Origin of the sequence: Streptomyces griseoaurantiacus, from assembly GCF_036189845.1 — a bacterium.
Taxonomy (GTDB): domain Bacteria; phylum Actinomycetota; class Actinomycetes; order Streptomycetales; family Streptomycetaceae; genus Streptomyces; species Streptomyces griseoaurantiacus.
In genome coordinates this window covers 5,103,442-5,119,992 of record NZ_CP108326.1, presented here as the reverse complement: position 1 = coordinate 5,119,992, position 16,551 = coordinate 5,103,442, and the positions used below count along the sequence as shown (strand labels likewise).

Annotated in this window: 16 protein-coding genes; all 16 read right to left on the bottom strand. The window is 70.8% G+C overall.

Features of this window, described 5'->3' with window-relative positions; translation table 11 throughout:
• Positions 1-5 precede the first annotated feature (5 nt).
• The 16 genes from OHB09_RS22895 to rho all read right to left on the bottom strand — a co-directional run bounded on the left by OHB09_RS22895 (position 6) and on the right by rho (position 16,459).
• Complete coding sequence (locus OHB09_RS22895; RefSeq protein ID WP_328922466.1) at positions 6-917, bottom strand: F0F1 ATP synthase subunit gamma; 912 nt, start codon at positions 915-917, stop codon at positions 6-8.
• Positions 918-938: 21 nt separating this feature from the next.
• Positions 939-2,528, bottom strand: coding sequence for a F0F1 ATP synthase subunit alpha (atpA, locus tag OHB09_RS22890; RefSeq protein ID WP_093591686.1), 1,590 nt, complete (start codon positions 2,526-2,528; stop codon positions 939-941).
• Between the two features lie 150 nt (positions 2,529-2,678).
• Positions 2,679-3,500, bottom strand: a complete 822-nt coding sequence (locus OHB09_RS22885) for a F0F1 ATP synthase subunit delta (RefSeq protein ID WP_167794203.1) — start codon at positions 3,498-3,500, stop codon at positions 2,679-2,681.
• Positions 3,497-4,057, bottom strand: coding sequence for a F0F1 ATP synthase subunit B (locus OHB09_RS22880; protein WP_006142455.1), 561 nt, complete (start codon positions 4,055-4,057; stop codon positions 3,497-3,499). Before OHB09_RS22880 ends, OHB09_RS22885 begins: the two co-directional genes overlap by 4 nt.
• Before the next feature lie 41 nt (positions 4,058-4,098).
• On the bottom strand, positions 4,099-4,329 hold the full coding sequence (gene atpE, locus OHB09_RS22875; protein ID WP_006142454.1) for an ATP synthase F0 subunit C: 231 nt from the start codon (positions 4,327-4,329) through the stop codon (positions 4,099-4,101).
• A 73-nt stretch (positions 4,330-4,402) separates the two neighbouring features.
• Complete coding sequence (gene atpB, locus OHB09_RS22870; RefSeq protein WP_006142453.1) at positions 4,403-5,224, bottom strand: F0F1 ATP synthase subunit A; 822 nt, start codon at positions 5,222-5,224, stop codon at positions 4,403-4,405.
• A gap of 225 nt (positions 5,225-5,449) precedes the next feature.
• Positions 5,450-5,887, bottom strand: coding sequence for a hypothetical protein (locus OHB09_RS22865; RefSeq protein WP_093591699.1), 438 nt, complete (start codon positions 5,885-5,887; stop codon positions 5,450-5,452).
• A 366-nt stretch (positions 5,888-6,253) separates the two neighbouring features.
• Positions 6,254-7,585, bottom strand: a complete 1,332-nt coding sequence (locus OHB09_RS22860) for an MraY family glycosyltransferase (RefSeq protein WP_006142451.1) — start codon at positions 7,583-7,585, stop codon at positions 6,254-6,256.
• Between the two features lie 139 nt (positions 7,586-7,724).
• Positions 7,725-9,005 (bottom strand): serine hydroxymethyltransferase, encoded by a 1,281-nt coding sequence (locus OHB09_RS22855; protein ID WP_191891365.1) that lies wholly within the window; start codon positions 9,003-9,005, stop codon positions 7,725-7,727.
• Positions 9,006-9,128: 123 nt separating this feature from the next.
• Positions 9,129-9,785 (bottom strand): arsenate reductase/protein-tyrosine-phosphatase family protein, encoded by a 657-nt coding sequence (locus OHB09_RS22850; RefSeq protein WP_093591705.1) that lies wholly within the window; start codon positions 9,783-9,785, stop codon positions 9,129-9,131.
• 52 nt (positions 9,786-9,837) lie between these two features.
• A complete protein-coding gene (locus OHB09_RS22845; protein WP_006142447.1) occupies positions 9,838-10,485 on the bottom strand; it encodes an L-threonylcarbamoyladenylate synthase in 648 nt (215 codons plus the stop codon).
• Positions 10,486-10,538: 53 nt separating this feature from the next.
• Entirely contained in the window at positions 10,539-11,378 is an 840-nt protein-coding gene (gene prmC, locus OHB09_RS22840) for a peptide chain release factor N(5)-glutamine methyltransferase (protein ID WP_006142446.1), read from the bottom strand.
• 97 nt (positions 11,379-11,475) lie between these two features.
• Positions 11,476-12,561: a peptide chain release factor 1 gene (prfA, locus tag OHB09_RS22835; protein WP_093591708.1), complete on the bottom strand. Its 1,086-nt coding sequence runs from the start codon at positions 12,559-12,561 to the stop codon at positions 11,476-11,478.
• A gap of 105 nt (positions 12,562-12,666) precedes the next feature.
• On the bottom strand, positions 12,667-12,888 hold the full coding sequence (rpmE, locus tag OHB09_RS22830) for a 50S ribosomal protein L31 (protein WP_006142443.1): 222 nt from the start codon (positions 12,886-12,888) through the stop codon (positions 12,667-12,669).
• Positions 12,889-13,011: 123 nt separating this feature from the next.
• Entirely contained in the window at positions 13,012-14,175 is a 1,164-nt protein-coding gene (locus OHB09_RS22825) for an LCP family protein (RefSeq protein ID WP_006142441.1), read from the bottom strand.
• A gap of 244 nt (positions 14,176-14,419) precedes the next feature.
• Complete coding sequence (gene rho / locus OHB09_RS22820; RefSeq protein ID WP_006142440.1) at positions 14,420-16,459, bottom strand: transcription termination factor Rho; 2,040 nt, start codon at positions 16,457-16,459, stop codon at positions 14,420-14,422.
• Positions 16,460-16,551 lie beyond the last annotated feature (92 nt).

Below are 16,551 nucleotides of genomic sequence, written 5' to 3'. Positions count from 1 at the left end.
ACCTGTCACTTCCCCGCGGTCGCGTCGGCCAGGGCTGCGGAGCCACCGACGATCTCGCTGATTTCCTGGGTGATTTCGGCCTGGCGGGCCGCGTTGGCAAGCCGGGACAGCGTCTCGATGAGCTCCCCGGCGTTGTCGGTGGCCGACTTCATCGCGCGCCGCGTCGCGGCGTGCTTGGAGGCGGCCGACTGGAGCAGCGCGTTGTAGATCCGGCTCTCGACGTAGCGCGGCAGCAGGGCGTCCAGGACGTCCTCCGCCGACGGCTCGAAGTCGAAGAGCGGAAGGATCTCGTCCTTCGCCCTCGACTCTCCGGCCACCTCGTCGAGGCTGAGCGGCAGCAACCGGTCGCCGAGCGCCGTCTGCGTCATCATCGAGACGAACTCGGTGAACACGATGTGGATCTCGTCCACACCGCCCTCCGCCGTGTCCTTCTCGATGGCCTCGATCAGCGGGGCCGCGACCTGCTTGGCGTCCGCGTACGAGGGCTCGTCGGTGAACCCGGCCCACGACTGCGCGACCTTGCGCTCACGGAAGTTGTAGTGCGAGAGGCCGCGGCGGCCGACGATGTAGGTGTCGACCTCCTTGCCCCCGCGCTCCAGACGCTCGGTGAGCTGCTCCGCGGCCTTGATGGCGTTGGAGTTGAAGGCGCCGGCCAGACCGCGGTCGCTGGTCAGCAGCAGCACCGCGGACCGCGTGACCGTCTCGGCCTGCGTGGTCAGCGGGTGCTTGGTGTTCGAGCCGGTACCCACCGCCGTGACCGCGCGGGTGAGCTCGGTCGCGTACGGCGTGGAGGCCGCCACCTTGCGCTGCGCCTTGACGACACGCGAGGCGGCGATCATCTCCATCGCCTTGGTGATCTTCTTGGTCGCGGTGACGGATCGGATGCGACGCTTGTAGACCCGGAGCTGGGCTCCCATGAGTCAGGTCCCTTCCTTACGTCACTTGGCGGCGGACGGGGCGTCCTCGCCGAGCAGCTTGCCGTCCGACGTCTCGAACTGCTTCTTGAACTCGGCGATGGCGTCACCGACGGCCTGCAGGGTGTCGTCGGACATCTTGCCGCCCTCCTTGATGGAGGTCATGAGGCCCTGCTCCTTGCGGTGCAGGTGCTCCAGGAGCTCCTTCTCGAAGCGGCGGATGTCGGCGACCGGCACGTCGTCCATCTTGCCGGTGGTGCCGGCCCACACGGAGACGACCTGGTCCTCGGTCGGCATCGGCTGGTACTGGGGCTGCTTGAGCAGCTCCACCAGGCGCTGACCGCGCTCGAGCTGCGACTTCGACGCGGCGTCCAGGTCGGAACCGAAGGCGGCGAAGGCCTCCAGCTCGCGGTACTGGGCGAGGTCGAGGCGCAGTCGGCCGGAGACCTGCTTCATCGCCTTGTGCTGCGCGGAACCACCGACTCGGGAGACGGAGATACCGACGTTCAGCGCGGGGCGCTGACCGGCGTTGAACAGGTCCGACTCCAGGAAGCACTGGCCGTCGGTGATGGAGATGACGTTGGTCGGGATGAACGCCGAGACGTCGTTGGCCTTGGTCTCGACGATCGGCAGACCCGTCATCGAACCGGCGCCCAGGTCGTCGGAGAGCTTCGCGCAGCGCTCCAGCAGACGGGAGTGCAGGTAGAAGACGTCGCCCGGGTAGGCCTCGCGGCCCGGCGGGCGGCGCAGCAGCAGGGAGACGGCGCGGTAGGCGTCGGCCTGCTTCGACAGGTCGTCGAAGATGATGAGGACGTGCTTGCCCTCGTACATCCACTGCTGACCGATGGCGGAACCGGTGTACGGCGCCAGGTACTTGAAGCCGGCCGGGTCGGACGCCGGGGCGGCGACGATGGTCGTGTACTCCAGCGCGCCGGACTCCTCCAGGGCACTCCGCACGGAGGCGATGGTGGAGCCCTTCTGGCCGATGGCGACGTAGACGCAGCGGACCTGCTTCTTCGGGTCGCCCGAGCGCCAGTTGTCGCGCTGGTTGATGATCGTGTCGACGGCCAGGGCGGTCTTGCCGGTCTGACGGTCGCCGATGATGAGCTGGCGCTGGCCGCGGCCGACCGGGGTCATGGCGTCGACGGCCTTGTAGCCGGTCTCCATCGGCTCGTGCACCGACTTACGGGCCATGACGCCCGGAGCCTGCAGCTCCAGGGCACGGCGGCCGGACGTCTCGATCTCGCCGAGGCCGTCGATCGGGTTGCCGAGCGGGTCGACCACGCGGCCGAGGTAGCCCTCGCCCACGGCGACCGACAGGACCTCGCCGGTGCGGGTGACCGGCTGGCCCTCCTCGATGCCGCTGAACTCGCCGAGGACGACGCAGCCGATCTCGCGCTCCTCGAGGTTGAGGGCGAGACCGAGGGTGCCGTCCTCGAACTTCAGCAGTTCGTTGGCCATGGCCGAGGGCAGGCCCTCGACCTTCGCGATGCCGTCGCCGGCAAGGGTGACCGTACCGACCTCCTCGCGCGAGGCCGCGTCCGGCTGGTACGACTGGACGAAGTTCTCCAGCGCGTCCCGGATCTCCTCCGGCCGGATCGTGAGCTCCGCCATCTGGGTTCCCTGCTCTCCTTGTTGGGCCCGAAGTTTCACTTTGGGGGGATTCTCAAGACTCCGGACTCCCCCCATGAACGAGGTGAATCCTCTGCACGGCCCAACGTGGGCCGTATTACTACGTCGTGTGCGGTGCCGCCGGCTCGCCGGTCAGCTCGCCATGCGGCGGGTGGCGTCCTCGAGCCGGTCCGCGATCGACCCGTTGATGACCTCGTCACCGACCTGCACCCTGATCCCGCCGACGACCTCGGGGTCGACGTCGAGGTTGAGGTGCATCGGGCGGCCGTAGAGCTTCGCGAGGGCGGCGCCCAGGCGCTGCTTCTGCGGGTCGCTCAGCGGTACCGCCGAGGTGACGATCGCGACCATCCGGTCCCGCCGCTCGGCGGCGAGCCTGGACAGGGACTCGAGTCCCGACTCCAGGCTACGTCCCCGGGGCGCGGAGACGAGTCGCGTCACCAGGCGCTCGGTGACGGGCTTGGCCCGGCCCCCGAGCAGACGGTGCAGCAGCTCGCTCTTGGACGAGGCCGGGGCGGCGCTGTCCGTGAGCGCGGACCGCAGTCCGGCGCTGGAGACGACGATCCGGGCGAACCGGAACAGCTCGTCCTCGACCTCGTCCAGCGTGCCGTTCTTCTGGGCGGCGGTGAGGTCGGCGATGTTCGCCAGCTCCTCCAGCGCGTCCACCAGGTCGCGCGAGCGCGACCAGCGGGAGCGCACCGTGCCGGCGACCAGGTCCAGCGCGGTGCCGCCGATCTGGCCGCCCAGCAGGCGCTGGGCGAGCTGGGCCTTGGCCTCGGCGGGCTGCGCCGGGTCGGTGAGGGCCCGCCGGAGTCCGGCCTCGCGGTCCAGCAGTGCCGTGACGGCCGCCAGCTCGTCGGCGAGCGCGCCGGGGTCGGCGGACGTCGAGTCGGTCAGCGCGTCGAGGCGCTCGCGTGCGGCGGCCAGCGCCTCACGGCTCGCTCCGTGCGTGGTCATCGAGCCGCCTCGGCCTTCGACGGGGCGTCGGCCTTGTCCTCGAGGTCGTCGAGGAAGCGGTCGATCACACGGCTCTGGCGGGCGTGGTCCTGAAGGGACTCACCCACGAGCTTGCCGGCGAGGTCGGTGGCGAGCCGCCCGACGTCCTGCCGCAGCGTGTGCGCGGCGGCCTTGCGGTCCGCCTCGATCTGCGCGTGACCGGCGGCGATGATCTCCTCGCGCTGCCGCTGGCCTTCCGCGCGCATCTCGGCGATGAGCGCGGCGCCCTGCTCCTGCGCCTCCTGGCGCAGCCGCGCGGCCTCGTGCCGTGCCTCGGCGAGCTGTGCCTTGTACTGCTCGAGGACGCTCTGGGCCTCGGTCTGCGCGGCCTCGGCCTTCTCGATACCGCCCTCGATGGCTTCCCGACGCTCTTCCAGAACCTTGTTGATGTTCGGGATGAGCTTCTTGTACAGGAAGCCGAAGACGATGACGAAGGCGATCAGGCCGATGACGAGCTCGGGGATCGGCGGGACGAGGGGGTTCTCGGTCTCTGCCGCGAGCTGAACCAGGGGGCTCACATCAGTGCCTTTCGTCTAGTCGGCTGGGCTGAATCAGCTGGTCACTTGCCGAAGACGAACGGCATGACCAGACCGATCAGCGCCAGGGCCTCACAGAAGGCGAAGCCGAGGATCTGGTTGGCGCGGATCAGACCGGCGGCCTCGGGCTGACGAGCCAGGGCCTGGGTGCCGTTGCCGAAGATGATGCCGATACCGACACCGGGACCAATGGCAGCGAGGCCGTAACCGATGGAGCCGAGCGAGCCGGAAACAGCGGCAAGGGTCTGGGACATGCCAGTTCTTCCTTTTCTTTGCGGACCGGTGGGGGTTGGCCACCGGACGATGGAGGGGCGGGAGCCGGGGTGCTCAGTGGTGCTCGGCGAGCGCACCCTGGATGTAGCTGCAGGCCAGGAGGACGAAGACGTACGCCTGAACGGCCTGGATGAAGAGCTCGAACAACGTCATCACCAGGACCATGACGAACGAGACGCCGGCGTAGGCGATCCCGATGCCGTTCAGCAGGTACCAGCTGGCGATGGTGAAGAGGAGCAGAAGCGTGTGGCCCGCGAACATGTTCGCGAAGAGTCGCACCGCGTGCGTGAACGGCCGGATCAGCAGGTTCGAGAAGAACTCGATGGTCATCGACAGCGGCAGCACGGGACCGATCGAGGGGTCGTAGCCCGTGATGTTCTTGAAGAAGCCGACGAATCCATGCCGCTTGAACGTCAGGGCGATCCACGTCACCCAGACGATCACCGCGAGCACCAGCGGGTACGAGATGATCGCCGTCACCGGGAAGGCGGCGAGCGGAACGATGGACCAGAGGTTCATCATCCAGACGAAGAAGAACAGCGAGACCATGAAGGGCACGTACTTCTCGCCCTCACGCTTGCCGATCGTCTCGTAGACGATGCCGCGGCGGACGAAGTCGTAGCCGGCCTCGGCGACCATCTGCAGCTTGCCCGGGACGACCTTCGGCTTGGCGAAGGCGGCCCAGAAGAAGCCGACGATGACGAGCGAGCCGAGCAAGGCCAGCAGCATCGTCTTGTTGAAGTACAAGTTGCTGTCCCCGTCGCCCCACAGGGGCTCGAACAGGAACGAGTGCAGGCCCGGAGCGGGGAAGCCACAGCCGTCGAAGATGTGGCAGTCGGTCTCGAAGGCGAGCACCTGCGTCGGGTCAGCACTCACCGCGGGCTCCTTCAGCGTGGCGCATGGGTACGGCAACCTCGTTGTGTCGGCGCGGCAAGCGGCCGCGGGTCGGCACTGGACTGGTGTTTCGGATGTGGGGGCGGCCGGGGGGCATCGAGCCTCGCGATTGAGCAGGCGTCAGCTCTTGTGCCCGCGCCCGCGATGCCGCAGTTGGCACCGGACGATAGCAGGATCTCCCACCCGGCTTTATCTCGGCCCTATCCCTCACGGCCTCGACCCGGTGGTCGTGGGCCGGTCGCCGTGCTCCGAGTCGGGCTCGACGTAGAAGATCTTGGCCTTCATGTGGGCCCGAGCCTGCGCCACCATCCACACGAGTGTGGACACGACGAGACCGGCGGCGAACGCCCTGGGGTTGAACAGACTCGTGTCCTTGAACAGCCCCATGAAGATCACCAGCAACAGGAGTTGGGCGACGTAGAGCATCAACCCCATGGCCTGGAACAGGTGCGGAAGCGATTTTGCCGTCCATTGCAGGACGTACAGGCCGATTCCCATGAAGAGGATGGCGAGCACCGCGCCGACCGCGGCGCCGATGGCGCCCTTGCCCCCGGCGACCCCGGCACTGACCGCTACGGCGATCGCACCGGCAGCCGCTGTGGGCACAGCGGTCTGCAACAGGTTCCGGGCGTCATTGGACGGCATGGCGGCTACTCCGCATTGCTGGTGGGGGCAGGTGTCGTCATGGACGAGCGTAGTCCCGGGACGAGGCCGAACCTCTCGGTGGAGAGGCCGGCGAGAGGCCGCCGATTGACGGTTCCTGGCTCTGTCCTGGGTTCTCGTGAACCGTATCACAAACTATTTGATGAGGTCTTTACCTGGTTGGTGTGCTAGCTGTCACACATGAGGGTGAACCTGCGCGTCTGCGCAAAAACGGGGCCCACTTGTCTGGTATTGCCCCGCTACGCACCCCCACGACTTGGCAACGCATTAGTCAGATTCTTACCTTGCGAAGTTCACGGGGAGGTCTTGCACCGGGCGGCGGGAGCCCCGGACAACGCCGGCCGAAGGTCACCTCCGCCCGCGAACTCCCAAGGCGCTGGCCCCGTTTGCCCCGGCCACCACCGGCGTCCGCGGCTCCACGTCGGCCCCCTCGGCCCCGCCCGCGAACTCGGCCCCGTCCCCGGCCGCGGTGCCGGCCGCCTCCGGGCACTCCGCCGTGGCGAGTGCCGGCTTCCGCCGCCGGTACCGGGGCGGCACGATCCGCTGCGCCCACCTCGGGGCCCGCGGCCGGAAGCGGGGCAGCAGCAGGAGGACGAGCCCGACCGCGCTCAGCGCCGCGATGCCCAGCACGATCCACATCGACGCCGAGTTCACCGAGTACGCCAGCGTCCCGAAGGCGATCAGCGCCGACCAGAAGTACATGATCAGTACCGCCCGGCTGTGCGAGTGCCCGATCTCCAGGAGTCGGTGGTGCAGGTGCCCCCGGTCCGCCGCGAAGGGCGACTGCCCGCGCCAGGTGCGGCGCACGATGGCGAGCACCAGGTCGGCCGCCGGCACCGCGATGATGGTGAGCGGCAGCAGCAGCGGGATGTAGACCGGCACCGTCTGGTGCACGGTGGCCCGCTCGGAACCGGAGAAGAGGTTCATCGCGTCCGGGTCGATCTGGCCGGTGATGGAGATGGCCCCCGCCGCGAGCACGAGCCCGATGAGCATCGAGCCCGAGTCGCCCATGAAGATGCGCGCCGGGTGGATGTTGTGCGGCAGGAAGCCGAGGCACATGCCCATCAGGATGGCCGAGAACAGGGTGGCCGGGGCGGCCGCCTCCAGTCCGTAGCCGTACCAGATGCGGTAGGCGTACATGAAGAACGCGGCGGCGGCGATGCACACCATGCCGGCGGCGAGACCGTCGAGGCCGTCGACGAAGTTGACCGCGTTGATGGTGATGACGACGAGCGCCACCGTGAGCAGGGTGCCCTGCCACTGGGTGAGCGCGAAGGTGCCGACGCCGGGGACGGGCAGCCACAGGATGGTCAGACCCTGCACCACCATCACGCCCGCGGCGATCATCTGGCCGCCGAGCTTGATCAGCGCGTCGATCTCGAACTTGTCGTCCAGCACGCCGATCAGCCAGATCAGCGCGGCGCCGGAGAGCAGGGCGCGCGGCTCGTTGGAATTGGAGAACACCGCGTTCAGGTTCGTCAGGTGGTCCGCGACCAGCAGCCCCGCGCACAGTCCGAAGAACATCGCGATGCCGCCGAGGCGGGGTGTGGGCTCACGGTGCACGTCCCGGGCGCGGATCTCCGGCATGGCTCCGGCCACGATCGCGAACTTCCGTACCGGTCCTGTCAGCAGATACGTCACCGCGGCCGTGATGCAGAGCGTCAGGAGGTATTCACGCACGGGCTTCCCCACAGGTCTCGCTGGCCATCCTCAGCCCCACACCCTAGCTGTGTCGTGCATATGGGTGAGGACTTACGGGTAGCGACGATGGTTGCACGTGTGGCGGTGCACTGGTCGCGCCTACCCGGTCACCGCCGGATCACGGGGCGAGTTGCTCCGGGTAGGGCGGAAATCTCCCGGTGAGTTCCACGACGGCCTCGCGCACGTGCCGGGTCCGCGCGCCCTCCGCCTTCCCGGCCTTCTCGTTGGTTTGCTTCAGCACGGTCCCGAGCAGCCGCCCGATGCGTGCCATCTCGGCCTCCCCCATGCCCTGTGTGGTCACCGCGGCCGTCCCCAGCCGCAGGCCGCGGGCGTCCCCGTACGGAAGCGCGCAGGTGTCCAGCACGAGGCCGGCGGCGGCGAGCCGGCCGCGGGCGGTGCGGGCGTCGACGCCCAGCGGGGCGGGGTCGACGGTGAGCAGGTGGGTGTCGGTACCGCCGGTGGTGACCGAGAGCCCCTCGGCGGCCAGGGCGGCGGCGAGCGCGCGGGCGTTGGCGACCACCCGGCGGGCGTAGACCGCGAAGTCCGGCGTCGCCGCCTCGCCGAAGGCGACGGCCTTCGCGGCGATCGCGTTCATCTGGGCCCCGGCCTGCGTGAACGGGAAGACGGCGCGGTCGATGCGCTCGGCCAGGTCGCCGCCGCACAGGATCATGCCGCCGCGGGGGCCGCGCAGCACCTTGTGGGTGGTGGCGCAGACGACGTCGGCGTACGGGACGGGGCTCGGCGCCGCTCCCCCGGCGACCAGGCCGATGGGGTGGGCGGCGTCGGCGATGAGGTGGGCGCCCACCTCGTCGGCGATGGCGCGGAAGGCGGCGTAGTCGAGGTGGCGGGGATAGGAGATCGAGCCGCAGACGATCGCCTTCGGGCGGTGGGCGCGGGCGAGGGCGCGGACCTGGGCGTAGTCGACGAGGCCGCTGTCGGCGTCGACGCCGTAGCCGACGAAGTCGAACCAGCGGCCGGAGAAGTTGGCGGGCGAGCCGTGGGTGAGGTGGCCGCCGAAGTGCAGGCCCATCGCGAGGACGGTGTCGCCGGGGCGCAGCAGGGCCGCGTAGGCGGCGAGGACGGCGGAGGAGCCCGAGTGGGGCTGCACATTGGCGTGCTCGGCGCCGAAGAGGGCCTTGGCGCGGTCGACGGCGAGGCGCTCGGCGGCGTCGACGATCTCGCAGCCGCCGTGGTGGCGGGCGGCGGGGTAGCCCTCGGCGTACTTGTTGGCGAGCGGGGAGCCGAGGGCGGCCAGCACGGCGGGGGAGGTGAAGTTCTCCGCGGCGATGAGCTGGAGCGTGGTGGACTGCCGGGTCAGCTCGCCGAGGAGGAGGTCGGCGACCCGGGGGTCCTGGTGGCGCAGGAGATCGGCGGGGGGCGCGGGCGGGAGGACCGTCATGGGGTGCTCCGGGGGCGGCGACGGCGGCGTGTTCCCACGGTAAGCCCGGGGGCGGGAAGGCGCCTGCGGGCCGCCCCGCGAGGGGCACGGCGCCAAGGGGCGCACCCCGCGCGTGCCCGGGGGTCACGCGCGGGCGGGCACTCCGGTCAGGGCGGTGACGACCGGGTCCAGGGCCTCGTTTATCTCCTCGCCGATGGAGCGGAAGAACGTCAGGGGCGCGCCGTAGGGGTCGTAGACCTCGTCCGCCTCGGCGGTGGGCGCGAGCAGCCAGCCGCGCAGTGCCGCGGCCGCCCGGACGAGCGCGCGGGCACGGGCCACCACGCCGTCCTCCAGGGGCGGCAGGGTCGCCATGTCGATGGCGTTGACCAACCGGGTGAACTCCTTGAGCGTGAACGTCCGCAGCCCCGCGGAGTGCCCCATGGAGATCACCTGGGCCCGGTGGTCGCGCGTGGCGGTCAGCACCAGGTCGGCCTCGATGACGTGCTCGTCGAGCAGTTCCCGGCCCACGAACCCGGAGGCGTCCGCGCCGAAGTCGGCCAGCACGGTCTCCGCGTTGGCCTCCATGGGCGCGCCCTCGTGCCCCCAGGTCCCGGCGCTCTCCACGACGAGCCCGCCCCACAGCGGGTCGCCGAGCCGGTCGGCCAGGGCGTGCCGGGTGAGGCGCTCGGTGATGGGCGAGCGGCACACGTTGCCGGTGCTGACGTGGAGGATGCGGAAGGTGGCACCGGGAGCGGCGGGCGCCGTGCTCCACGTGCCGTCCCCGTTGCCTATGCCACGCATGGGGGTCCCCCCTGCTCGAGCGCGGCCGGGAGCCCGGGGGTTTCGGGGGCCGTCAATTCGCCACCTCGAGGTCGGGTACGACCTTGCGCAGCTCCTCCGGGGAGAGCGCGCCCTGGCGCAGCAGCACGGGGACCCTGCCGGTGACGTCGACGATGGAGGAGGGCACGTTGCCGGGGGTGGGGCCGCCGTCGAGGTAGACGGAGACGGAGTCGCCGAGCATCTCCTGGGCGGCGTCGCAGTCCTCGGGCGCCGGGTGGCCGGTGAGGTTGGCGGAGGAGACGGCCATCGGGCCGAACTCGGTGAGCAGCTCGATGGCGACGGGGTGCAGGGGCATGCGCACGGCGACCGTGCCCCGGGTCTCGCCGAGGTCCCACTGCAGGGACGGCTGGTGCTTGGCGACGAGCGTGAGGGCGCCCGGCCAGAACGCGTCGACCAGCTCCCAGGCCATCTCGGAGAAGTCGGTGACCAGGCCGTGCAGGGTGTTCGGGGAGCCGATGAGGACGGGCGTGGGCATGTTGCGGCCGCGCCCCTTGGCCTCCAGCAGGTCACCGACGGCCTCCGCGGAGAAGGCGTCGGCGCCGATGCCGTAGACGGTGTCGGTCGGGAGCACCACGAGTTCGCCCCGGCGCACGGCGGCGGCGGCCTCGCGCAGCCCGGTCGCGCGGTCGGTGGCGTCGTTGGTGTCGTATCGCCGTGCCATCTAGGGGGCCTCCTCGTACGCGTACTGCATCGTTGTCAGGGGCGCGGGCCGGTTCACGGCAGCGCCTTGCGGGCGGTCGCGAACCGCGGCCGGTTGTTGAGGTCGGGGTGGTCGGCCGCGTCGGCCCAGCCCTTCTCCTCGGCGAAGATCCACGGCACCTGTCCGCCCTGGGTGTCGGCGTGCTCGACGACGACGACACCACCGGGCCGCAGCAGCCGGTGGGCGGTGCGCTCGAGGCCCCGGATGAGGTCGAGGCCGTCCTCGCCGGAGAACAGGGCGAGCTCGGGGTCGTGGTCGCGGGCCTCGGGGGCGACGTACTCCCACTCGGTGAGCGGGATGTACGGCGGGTTGGAGACGACCAGGTCGACCTGTCCGTCGAGGTCGGGGAAGGCGGTCAGGGCGTTGCCCTGGCGCAGCTCGACCCTGGACCCCTCCATGTTCTTGCGCGCCCACTCGTGGGCGTCCTCGGACAGCTCCACGGCGTGCACGCGCGAGCGCGGGACCTCCTGGGCGAGGGCGAGCGCGATGGCGCCGGAGCCGGTGCACAGGTCGACGATGCACGGCTCGACGACGTCCATGGCCCGCACCGCGTCTATCGCCCAGCCGACGACGGACTCGGTCTCCGGGCGGGGCACGAAGACGCCGGGGCCGACCTGGAGCTCCAGGTAGCGGAAGAAGGCGCGTCCGGTGATGTGCTGGAGCGGTTCGCGGGCCTCGCGGCGGGCGACGACCTCCCAGTACCGGGCGTCGAAGTCGGTGTCCTTGACGGTGTGCAGCTGGCCCCGCTTGACGCCGTGCACGAAGGCGGCGAGTTCCTCGGCGTCGGTGCGAGGCGAGGGCACGCCGGCGTCGGCCAGCCGCTGGGTGGCCTGGGCCACCTCCGCGAGCAGCACGCTGCGGGGGCTGGGGGTCCGCCCCCCGGGATTAGGCTGCACCGCTCGTCCTCCGGTAACTGTGTTCGTCCGACCCTGCCCTGCGGCCCGCGCCCGCCTAGGCGGCGGCGAGCTTGGCCGCCGAGTCCGCGTCGACGCAGGCCTGGATGACCGCGTCGAGGTCGCCGTCCAGGACCTGGTCCAGGTTGTACGCCTTGAAGCCGACCCGGTGGTCCGAGATGCGGTTCTCCGGGTAGTTGTACGTGCGGATCTTCTCGGAGCGGTCGACGGTGCGGACCTGGCTGCGGCGGGCGTCCGCGGCCTCCTTCTCCGCCTCCTCCTGCGCCGCCGCGAGAAGCCTGGAGCGCAGGATGCGCAGCGCCTGCTCCTTGTTCTGGAGCTGGCTCTTCTCGTTCTGGCAGGAGGCGACGACACCGGTCGGCAGGTGCGTGATGCGGACCGCGGAGTCGGTGGTGTTGACCGACTGCCCGCCGGGCCCGGAGGACCGGTAGACGTCGATCCGCAGGTCGTTGGGGTTGATCTCCACGTCGACCTCCTCGGCCTCGGGCGTGACGAGCACGCCGGCGGCGGAGGTGTGGATGCGGCCCTGGGACTCGGTCGCCGGGACGCGCTGCACGCGGTGCACGCCGCCCTCGTACTTCAGCCGGGCCCACACGCCCTGGCCGGGCTCGGTGGCGCCCTGGCTGACCCCATGAGGCTTCGTCTTCACGGCGACCTGGACGTCCTTGTACCCGCCGAGCTCGGACTCGGTGGCGTCGATGATCTCGGTCTTCCAGCCGACCCGCTCGGCGTAGCGCAGGTACATGCGCAGCAGGTCCCCGGCGAACAGGGCGGACTCGTCGCCGCCGGCGCCGGCCTTGATCTCGAGGATGACGTCCTTGTCGTCGCTGGGGTCGCGCGGGACGAGCAGCAGCCGCAGCTTCTCGGTGAGCTCCTCGCGCTGCTGCTCCAGCTCCTTGACCTCGGCGACGAAGTCGGGGTCGTCGGCCGCGAACTCGCGCGCGGTGCCGAGGTCGTCCCCCGTCCGCTTCCAGGACCGGTAGGTGGCGACGATCGGGGTCAGCTCGGCGTAGCGCTTGTTGAGCCTGCGCGCGTTGGCCTGGTCGGCGTGCACGGCAGGGTCGGCGAGCTTCTTCTCCAGGTCGGCGTGCTCACCGACGAGTTCCTCGACCGCCTCGAACATCTCCGGCTCCCATGTGAAATGACGAACAATGGCTGCACCGCAAAGCGCCGGCCCCGGCGCCCCCGCCATATCGGCGGGGACCCGGGGACCGGCGCTGTGGGCTCGCTACTTCTTGGCAGCGGCAGCCTTGCCGAAGCGGGCCTCGAAGCGGGCCACGCGGCCACCGGTGTCGAGGATCTTCTGCTTGCCCGTGTAGAACGGGTGGCACTCGGAGCAGACCTCGGCACGGATGGTGCCGGACTGGATGGTGCTGCGAGTGGTGAACGACGCGCCACAGGTGCAGCTGACCTGCGTCTCGACGTACTCGGGGTGGATGTCGCGCTTCAAGGTGTCTCCTAGGTTCGGGAGGGCGCCGGGTCGCAGCCGCGGGATGCGGAGGCGTGAACCGGAGCCGACGTGCCAGTCTGCCAGCAACTGGCCGCATCCCCCAAAACGGGGGGTAGCGGCCGGTTATTCCGTCCCCGCCACGACCCCCTCGGCCTCCCCCGCCGCGGTCCCCTCGGTGGCGCTCGCGGGGATCGCCTCGTCCGCCTTCAGGGCCGCCCACACCTGTGTGGCCCTGGCCCGGTCCACCAGCACCCGGTTGCCGTTCGCGGGGTCGTAGCGCACCGGCATCGTCACCATGTCCATCCGGTCCGCGCCGATCCCCTTGAGGCCGCCCGCGAAGGACACCAGGTTCTTGACCGAGCCGAGGCCGGAGTCGGTGGTGACCGCCTTGGTCGCCGTGTCCGCGAGGTCGTAGAGCTTCTTCGGGCTGGTCAGGACGCCGATGTGCCTCACCTGGGTGACGAGCGCCCTGATGAACGCCTGCTGGAGCTGGATGCGGCCGAGGTCGGAGCCGTCGCCCACACCGTGCCGGGTGCGGACGAGGCCGAGCGACTGCTTCCCGTCGAGGGTGTGGGTGCCGGCCGGGAGGTCGAGATGGCTGTCGGGGTCGTCGATGGGCTTCGTCGTGGTCACCTTGACGCCGCCGAGCTCGTCGACGAGTTTCTGGAAGCCGGAGAAGTCGACCTCCAGGAAGTGGTCCATCCGGATGCCGCTCATGCTCTCCACGGTCTTGACGGCGCAGGCGGCGCCCCCGGTGGAGTAAGCGGAATTGAACATGACGCCGGAGGCGGCGGGGTGCGCGGTGCCGTCGGCGCCGGTGCAGGCGGGGCGGTCGACGAGGGTGTCGCGCGGCAGCGAGACGACGCTCGCCCGCTTGTGGCCCTCGTACACGTGCACGATCATCGCGGTGTCGGAGCGGGCCGTGCCGTCGTCCGTGCCGCCGCCCAGCTTCTTGTTGCCGCCGGAGCGGGTGTCGGAGCCCAGGACCAGGATGTCCTCGGAGCCGTTGTCGACGTCGGAGGGGCGGTGGCCGCCCAGCGCCTGGTTGAGGTCGATGCTGCGGATGTTGCCGTTGAGCTTGAGGTACAGGTAGCCCAGGCTGCTCCCGCCGAGCACGAGGACGCCGAAGGCGACCCAGGACGTGAGGCGCAGGGCCTTGCGCCGCGCGCTGAGCGGCCTGCGGCGGCGGCCTCTGCCTCCCGTGCCCCGCCCTGGGCCCTCGGGGCTCCTGTGGCCCGTGGGGCCGTGGTCCGGGGTCACGGCGTCCGGTGTGCTGTCGGCGGGCATGTGCTCCTCTGTTCGCCTCGGGTGGCGGCGGGTCGTCCCCCCATGGTCACTCCGATCGGGGAGACGGCGAAAGCCGACATGTGGTTGCACTCCCTGTTGTGCCCCCTGTGTGCGCTTTGTCACCGATGGTCCGCCGCCGGTGTGCGCGTCGACCGCCGTTCCGCTGCCCCGGACACGCCGAAGGGGTGCACGGCCGGCCGGCCGTGCACCCCTTCGTTCGCCTGTGACGCTGCGGCGGACGCGCTCAGTCGCCGTTGCCCGGCGCCGGCGTCGTCTTCTGGATCTGCATCAGGAACTCGGCGTTCGACTTGGTCTGCTTCATCTTGTCGAGGAGCAGTTCGATCGCCTGCTGCGAGTCGAGCGCGTGCAGCACCCGGCGCAGCTTCCAGACGATGGCCAGCTCGTCGCCGCCGAGCAGGATCTCCTCCTTGCGGGTGCCGGACGCGTCGACGTCCACCGCGGGGAAGATGCGCTTGTCGGCGAGCTTCCGGTCGAGCTTGAGCTCCATGTTGCCGGTGCCCTTGAACTCCTCGAAGATCACCTCGTCCATGCGGGACCCGGTGTCCACCAGGGCGGTGGCGAGGATGGTCAGCGAGCCGCCGTCCTCGATGTTGCGGGCCGCACCGAAGAAGCGCTTCGGCGGGTACAGGGCCGTGGAGTCGACACCACCGGAGAGGATGCGGCCGGAGGCCGGGGCGGCGAGGTTGTACGCGCGGCCCAGACGGGTGATCGAGTCGAGCAGCACGACGACGTCGTGACCCAGCTCCACCAGGCGCTTGGCGCGCTCGATGGCGAGCTCGGCGACCGTGGTGTGGTCCTCGGCCGGGCGGTCGAAGGTCGAGGAGATGACCTCGCCCTTGACCGACCGCTGCATGTCGGTGACCTCTTCCGGACGCTCGTCGACCAGGACGACCATCAGGTGGCACTCGGGGTTGTTGTGCGTGATCGCGTTGGCGACCGCCTGCATGATCATGGTCTTGCCGGTCTTCGGCGGGGCCACGATCAGACCGCGCTGGCCCTTGCCGATGGGCGAGACCAGGTCGATGATCCGGGTCGTCAGCACGCCCGGGTCGGTCTCCAGGCGGAGCCGGTCCTGCGGGTAGAGCGGGGTGAGCTTGTTGAACTCCGGGCGGCCGCGGCCGTGTTCGGGCGCCATGCCGTTGACGGAGTCCAGGCGGACCAGCGCGTTGAACTTCTCGCGGCGCTCGCCCTCCTTGGGCTGGCGGACCGCGCCGGTGACGTGGTCGCCCTTGCGCAGGCCGTTCTTGCGGACCTGGGCGAGGGAGACGTACACGTCGTTCGGGCCGGGCAGGTAGCCGGAGGTCCGGATGAACGCGTAGTTGTCGAGGATGTCCAGGATGCCCGCGACGGGGATCAGGACGTCGTCCTCGTTGATCTGCGGCTCCTGCACGTCGTCGCGGCCGCGACGGCCCCGGCGGTCGCGGTACCGGCCGCGGCGGCCGCGGCGGCCCCCGCCGTCGTCGTCGTAGCCGTCGTCCTGCTGGCCGCCACCACCGCGCTGCTGGTTGTTCTGCTGGCCGCGCTGCTGGTTGCCCTGGTCGTCGGCCTTGGTGCGGCGGTCGCGGTCACCCCGGTCGCCCCGGTCACCGCGGTCGCGGTCGCCGCGGTCACGGTCCCGGTCGCGGTCACGGCCGCGCTCGCGGCGGCTCTGCCGGCCCTGACGGCCCTCGCCGCCCTGGTCGCCCTCGCCGCCCTGGTTCTGCTGGCCCTGGCCCTGGTTCTGCTGGGCCTGGTTCTGCTGCGGGGCGGAGGTCTCGGCCTTCGACTCGCCGCGCGCCTCGGCGGTGACCGTCTCGGGGCTGCCCGCCTCGGCGGTCGCCCGGCGCCGACGGCGCTCGGCGGGGGCTTCGCCACCCGCAGGCTGACCGGGGATGTCGATCTGCTGCTGGGAGGCGGCCTGCTCGGCGGGCTCCTCGGTCTTCTTCGCGGCGGGCGCGGCCTCCTCGCCCGTGCGCGTGCGGGAGGTGGCCCGGCGCTTCGGCTTGGTCTCGCCCGCGGTGTCCGCGGCGGCCTTGGCGGGGGCTCCCCCGCCGGCCTGTGCCTCCTTGATGACCTCGATCAGCTGACTCTTGCGCATCCGCGCGGTGCCCCTGATACCGAGGCCCGAGGCGACCTGCTGCAGCTCGGCCAGCACCATGCCCTCAAGGCCGGTGCCACGGCGCCGCCGGGAGCCGGCACCGGTGGCAGGCGCGGAGGCGTCCGTGGCGGGCGCGGCAGCGGTGTCCTCGACACGTGCGCCCATCAGATCGGTGGTGTCGCTCACGAAGGGTCCTTCCCTGGAGCGGACGTCGGCCTGTCTGGCTCGGCGACCGGTTGTGCTGTCCGGCTTCGGTCCGAGGGTGTCGGATCGCGCCG

Excerpts from the sequence above, each read along its gene's own strand:
- OHB09_RS22855 (WP_191891365.1), bottom strand. The coding sequence starts at position 9,005 with ATGACGGTCCTCCCGCCCGCGCCCCCCGCCGATCTCCTGCGCCACCAG.
- OHB09_RS22845 (WP_006142447.1), bottom strand. The coding sequence starts at position 10,485 with ATGGCACGGCGATACGACACCAACGACGCCACCGACCGCGCGACCGGG.
- OHB09_RS22865 (WP_093591699.1), bottom strand. The coding sequence starts at position 5,887 with ATGCCGTCCAATGACGCCCGGAACCTGTTGCAGACCGCTGTGCCCACA.
- OHB09_RS22825 (WP_006142441.1), bottom strand. The coding sequence starts at position 14,175 with ATGCCCGCCGACAGCACACCGGACGCCGTGACCCCGGACCACGGCCCC.
- OHB09_RS22895 (WP_328922466.1), bottom strand. The coding sequence starts at position 917 with ATGGGAGCCCAGCTCCGGGTCTACAAGCGTCGCATCCGATCCGTCACC.
- OHB09_RS22850 (WP_093591705.1), bottom strand. The coding sequence starts at position 9,785 with ATGCGTGGCATAGGCAACGGGGACGGCACGTGGAGCACGGCGCCCGCC.
- prfA (WP_093591708.1), bottom strand. The coding sequence starts at position 12,561 with ATGTTCGAGGCGGTCGAGGAACTCGTCGGTGAGCACGCCGACCTGGAG.
- atpA (WP_093591686.1), bottom strand. The coding sequence starts at position 2,528 with ATGGCGGAGCTCACGATCCGGCCGGAGGAGATCCGGGACGCGCTGGAG.
- atpE (WP_006142454.1), bottom strand. The coding sequence starts at position 4,329 with ATGTCCCAGACCCTTGCCGCTGTTTCCGGCTCGCTCGGCTCCATCGGT.
- OHB09_RS22885 (WP_167794203.1), bottom strand. The coding sequence starts at position 3,500 with ATGACCACGCACGGAGCGAGCCGTGAGGCGCTGGCCGCCGCACGCGAG.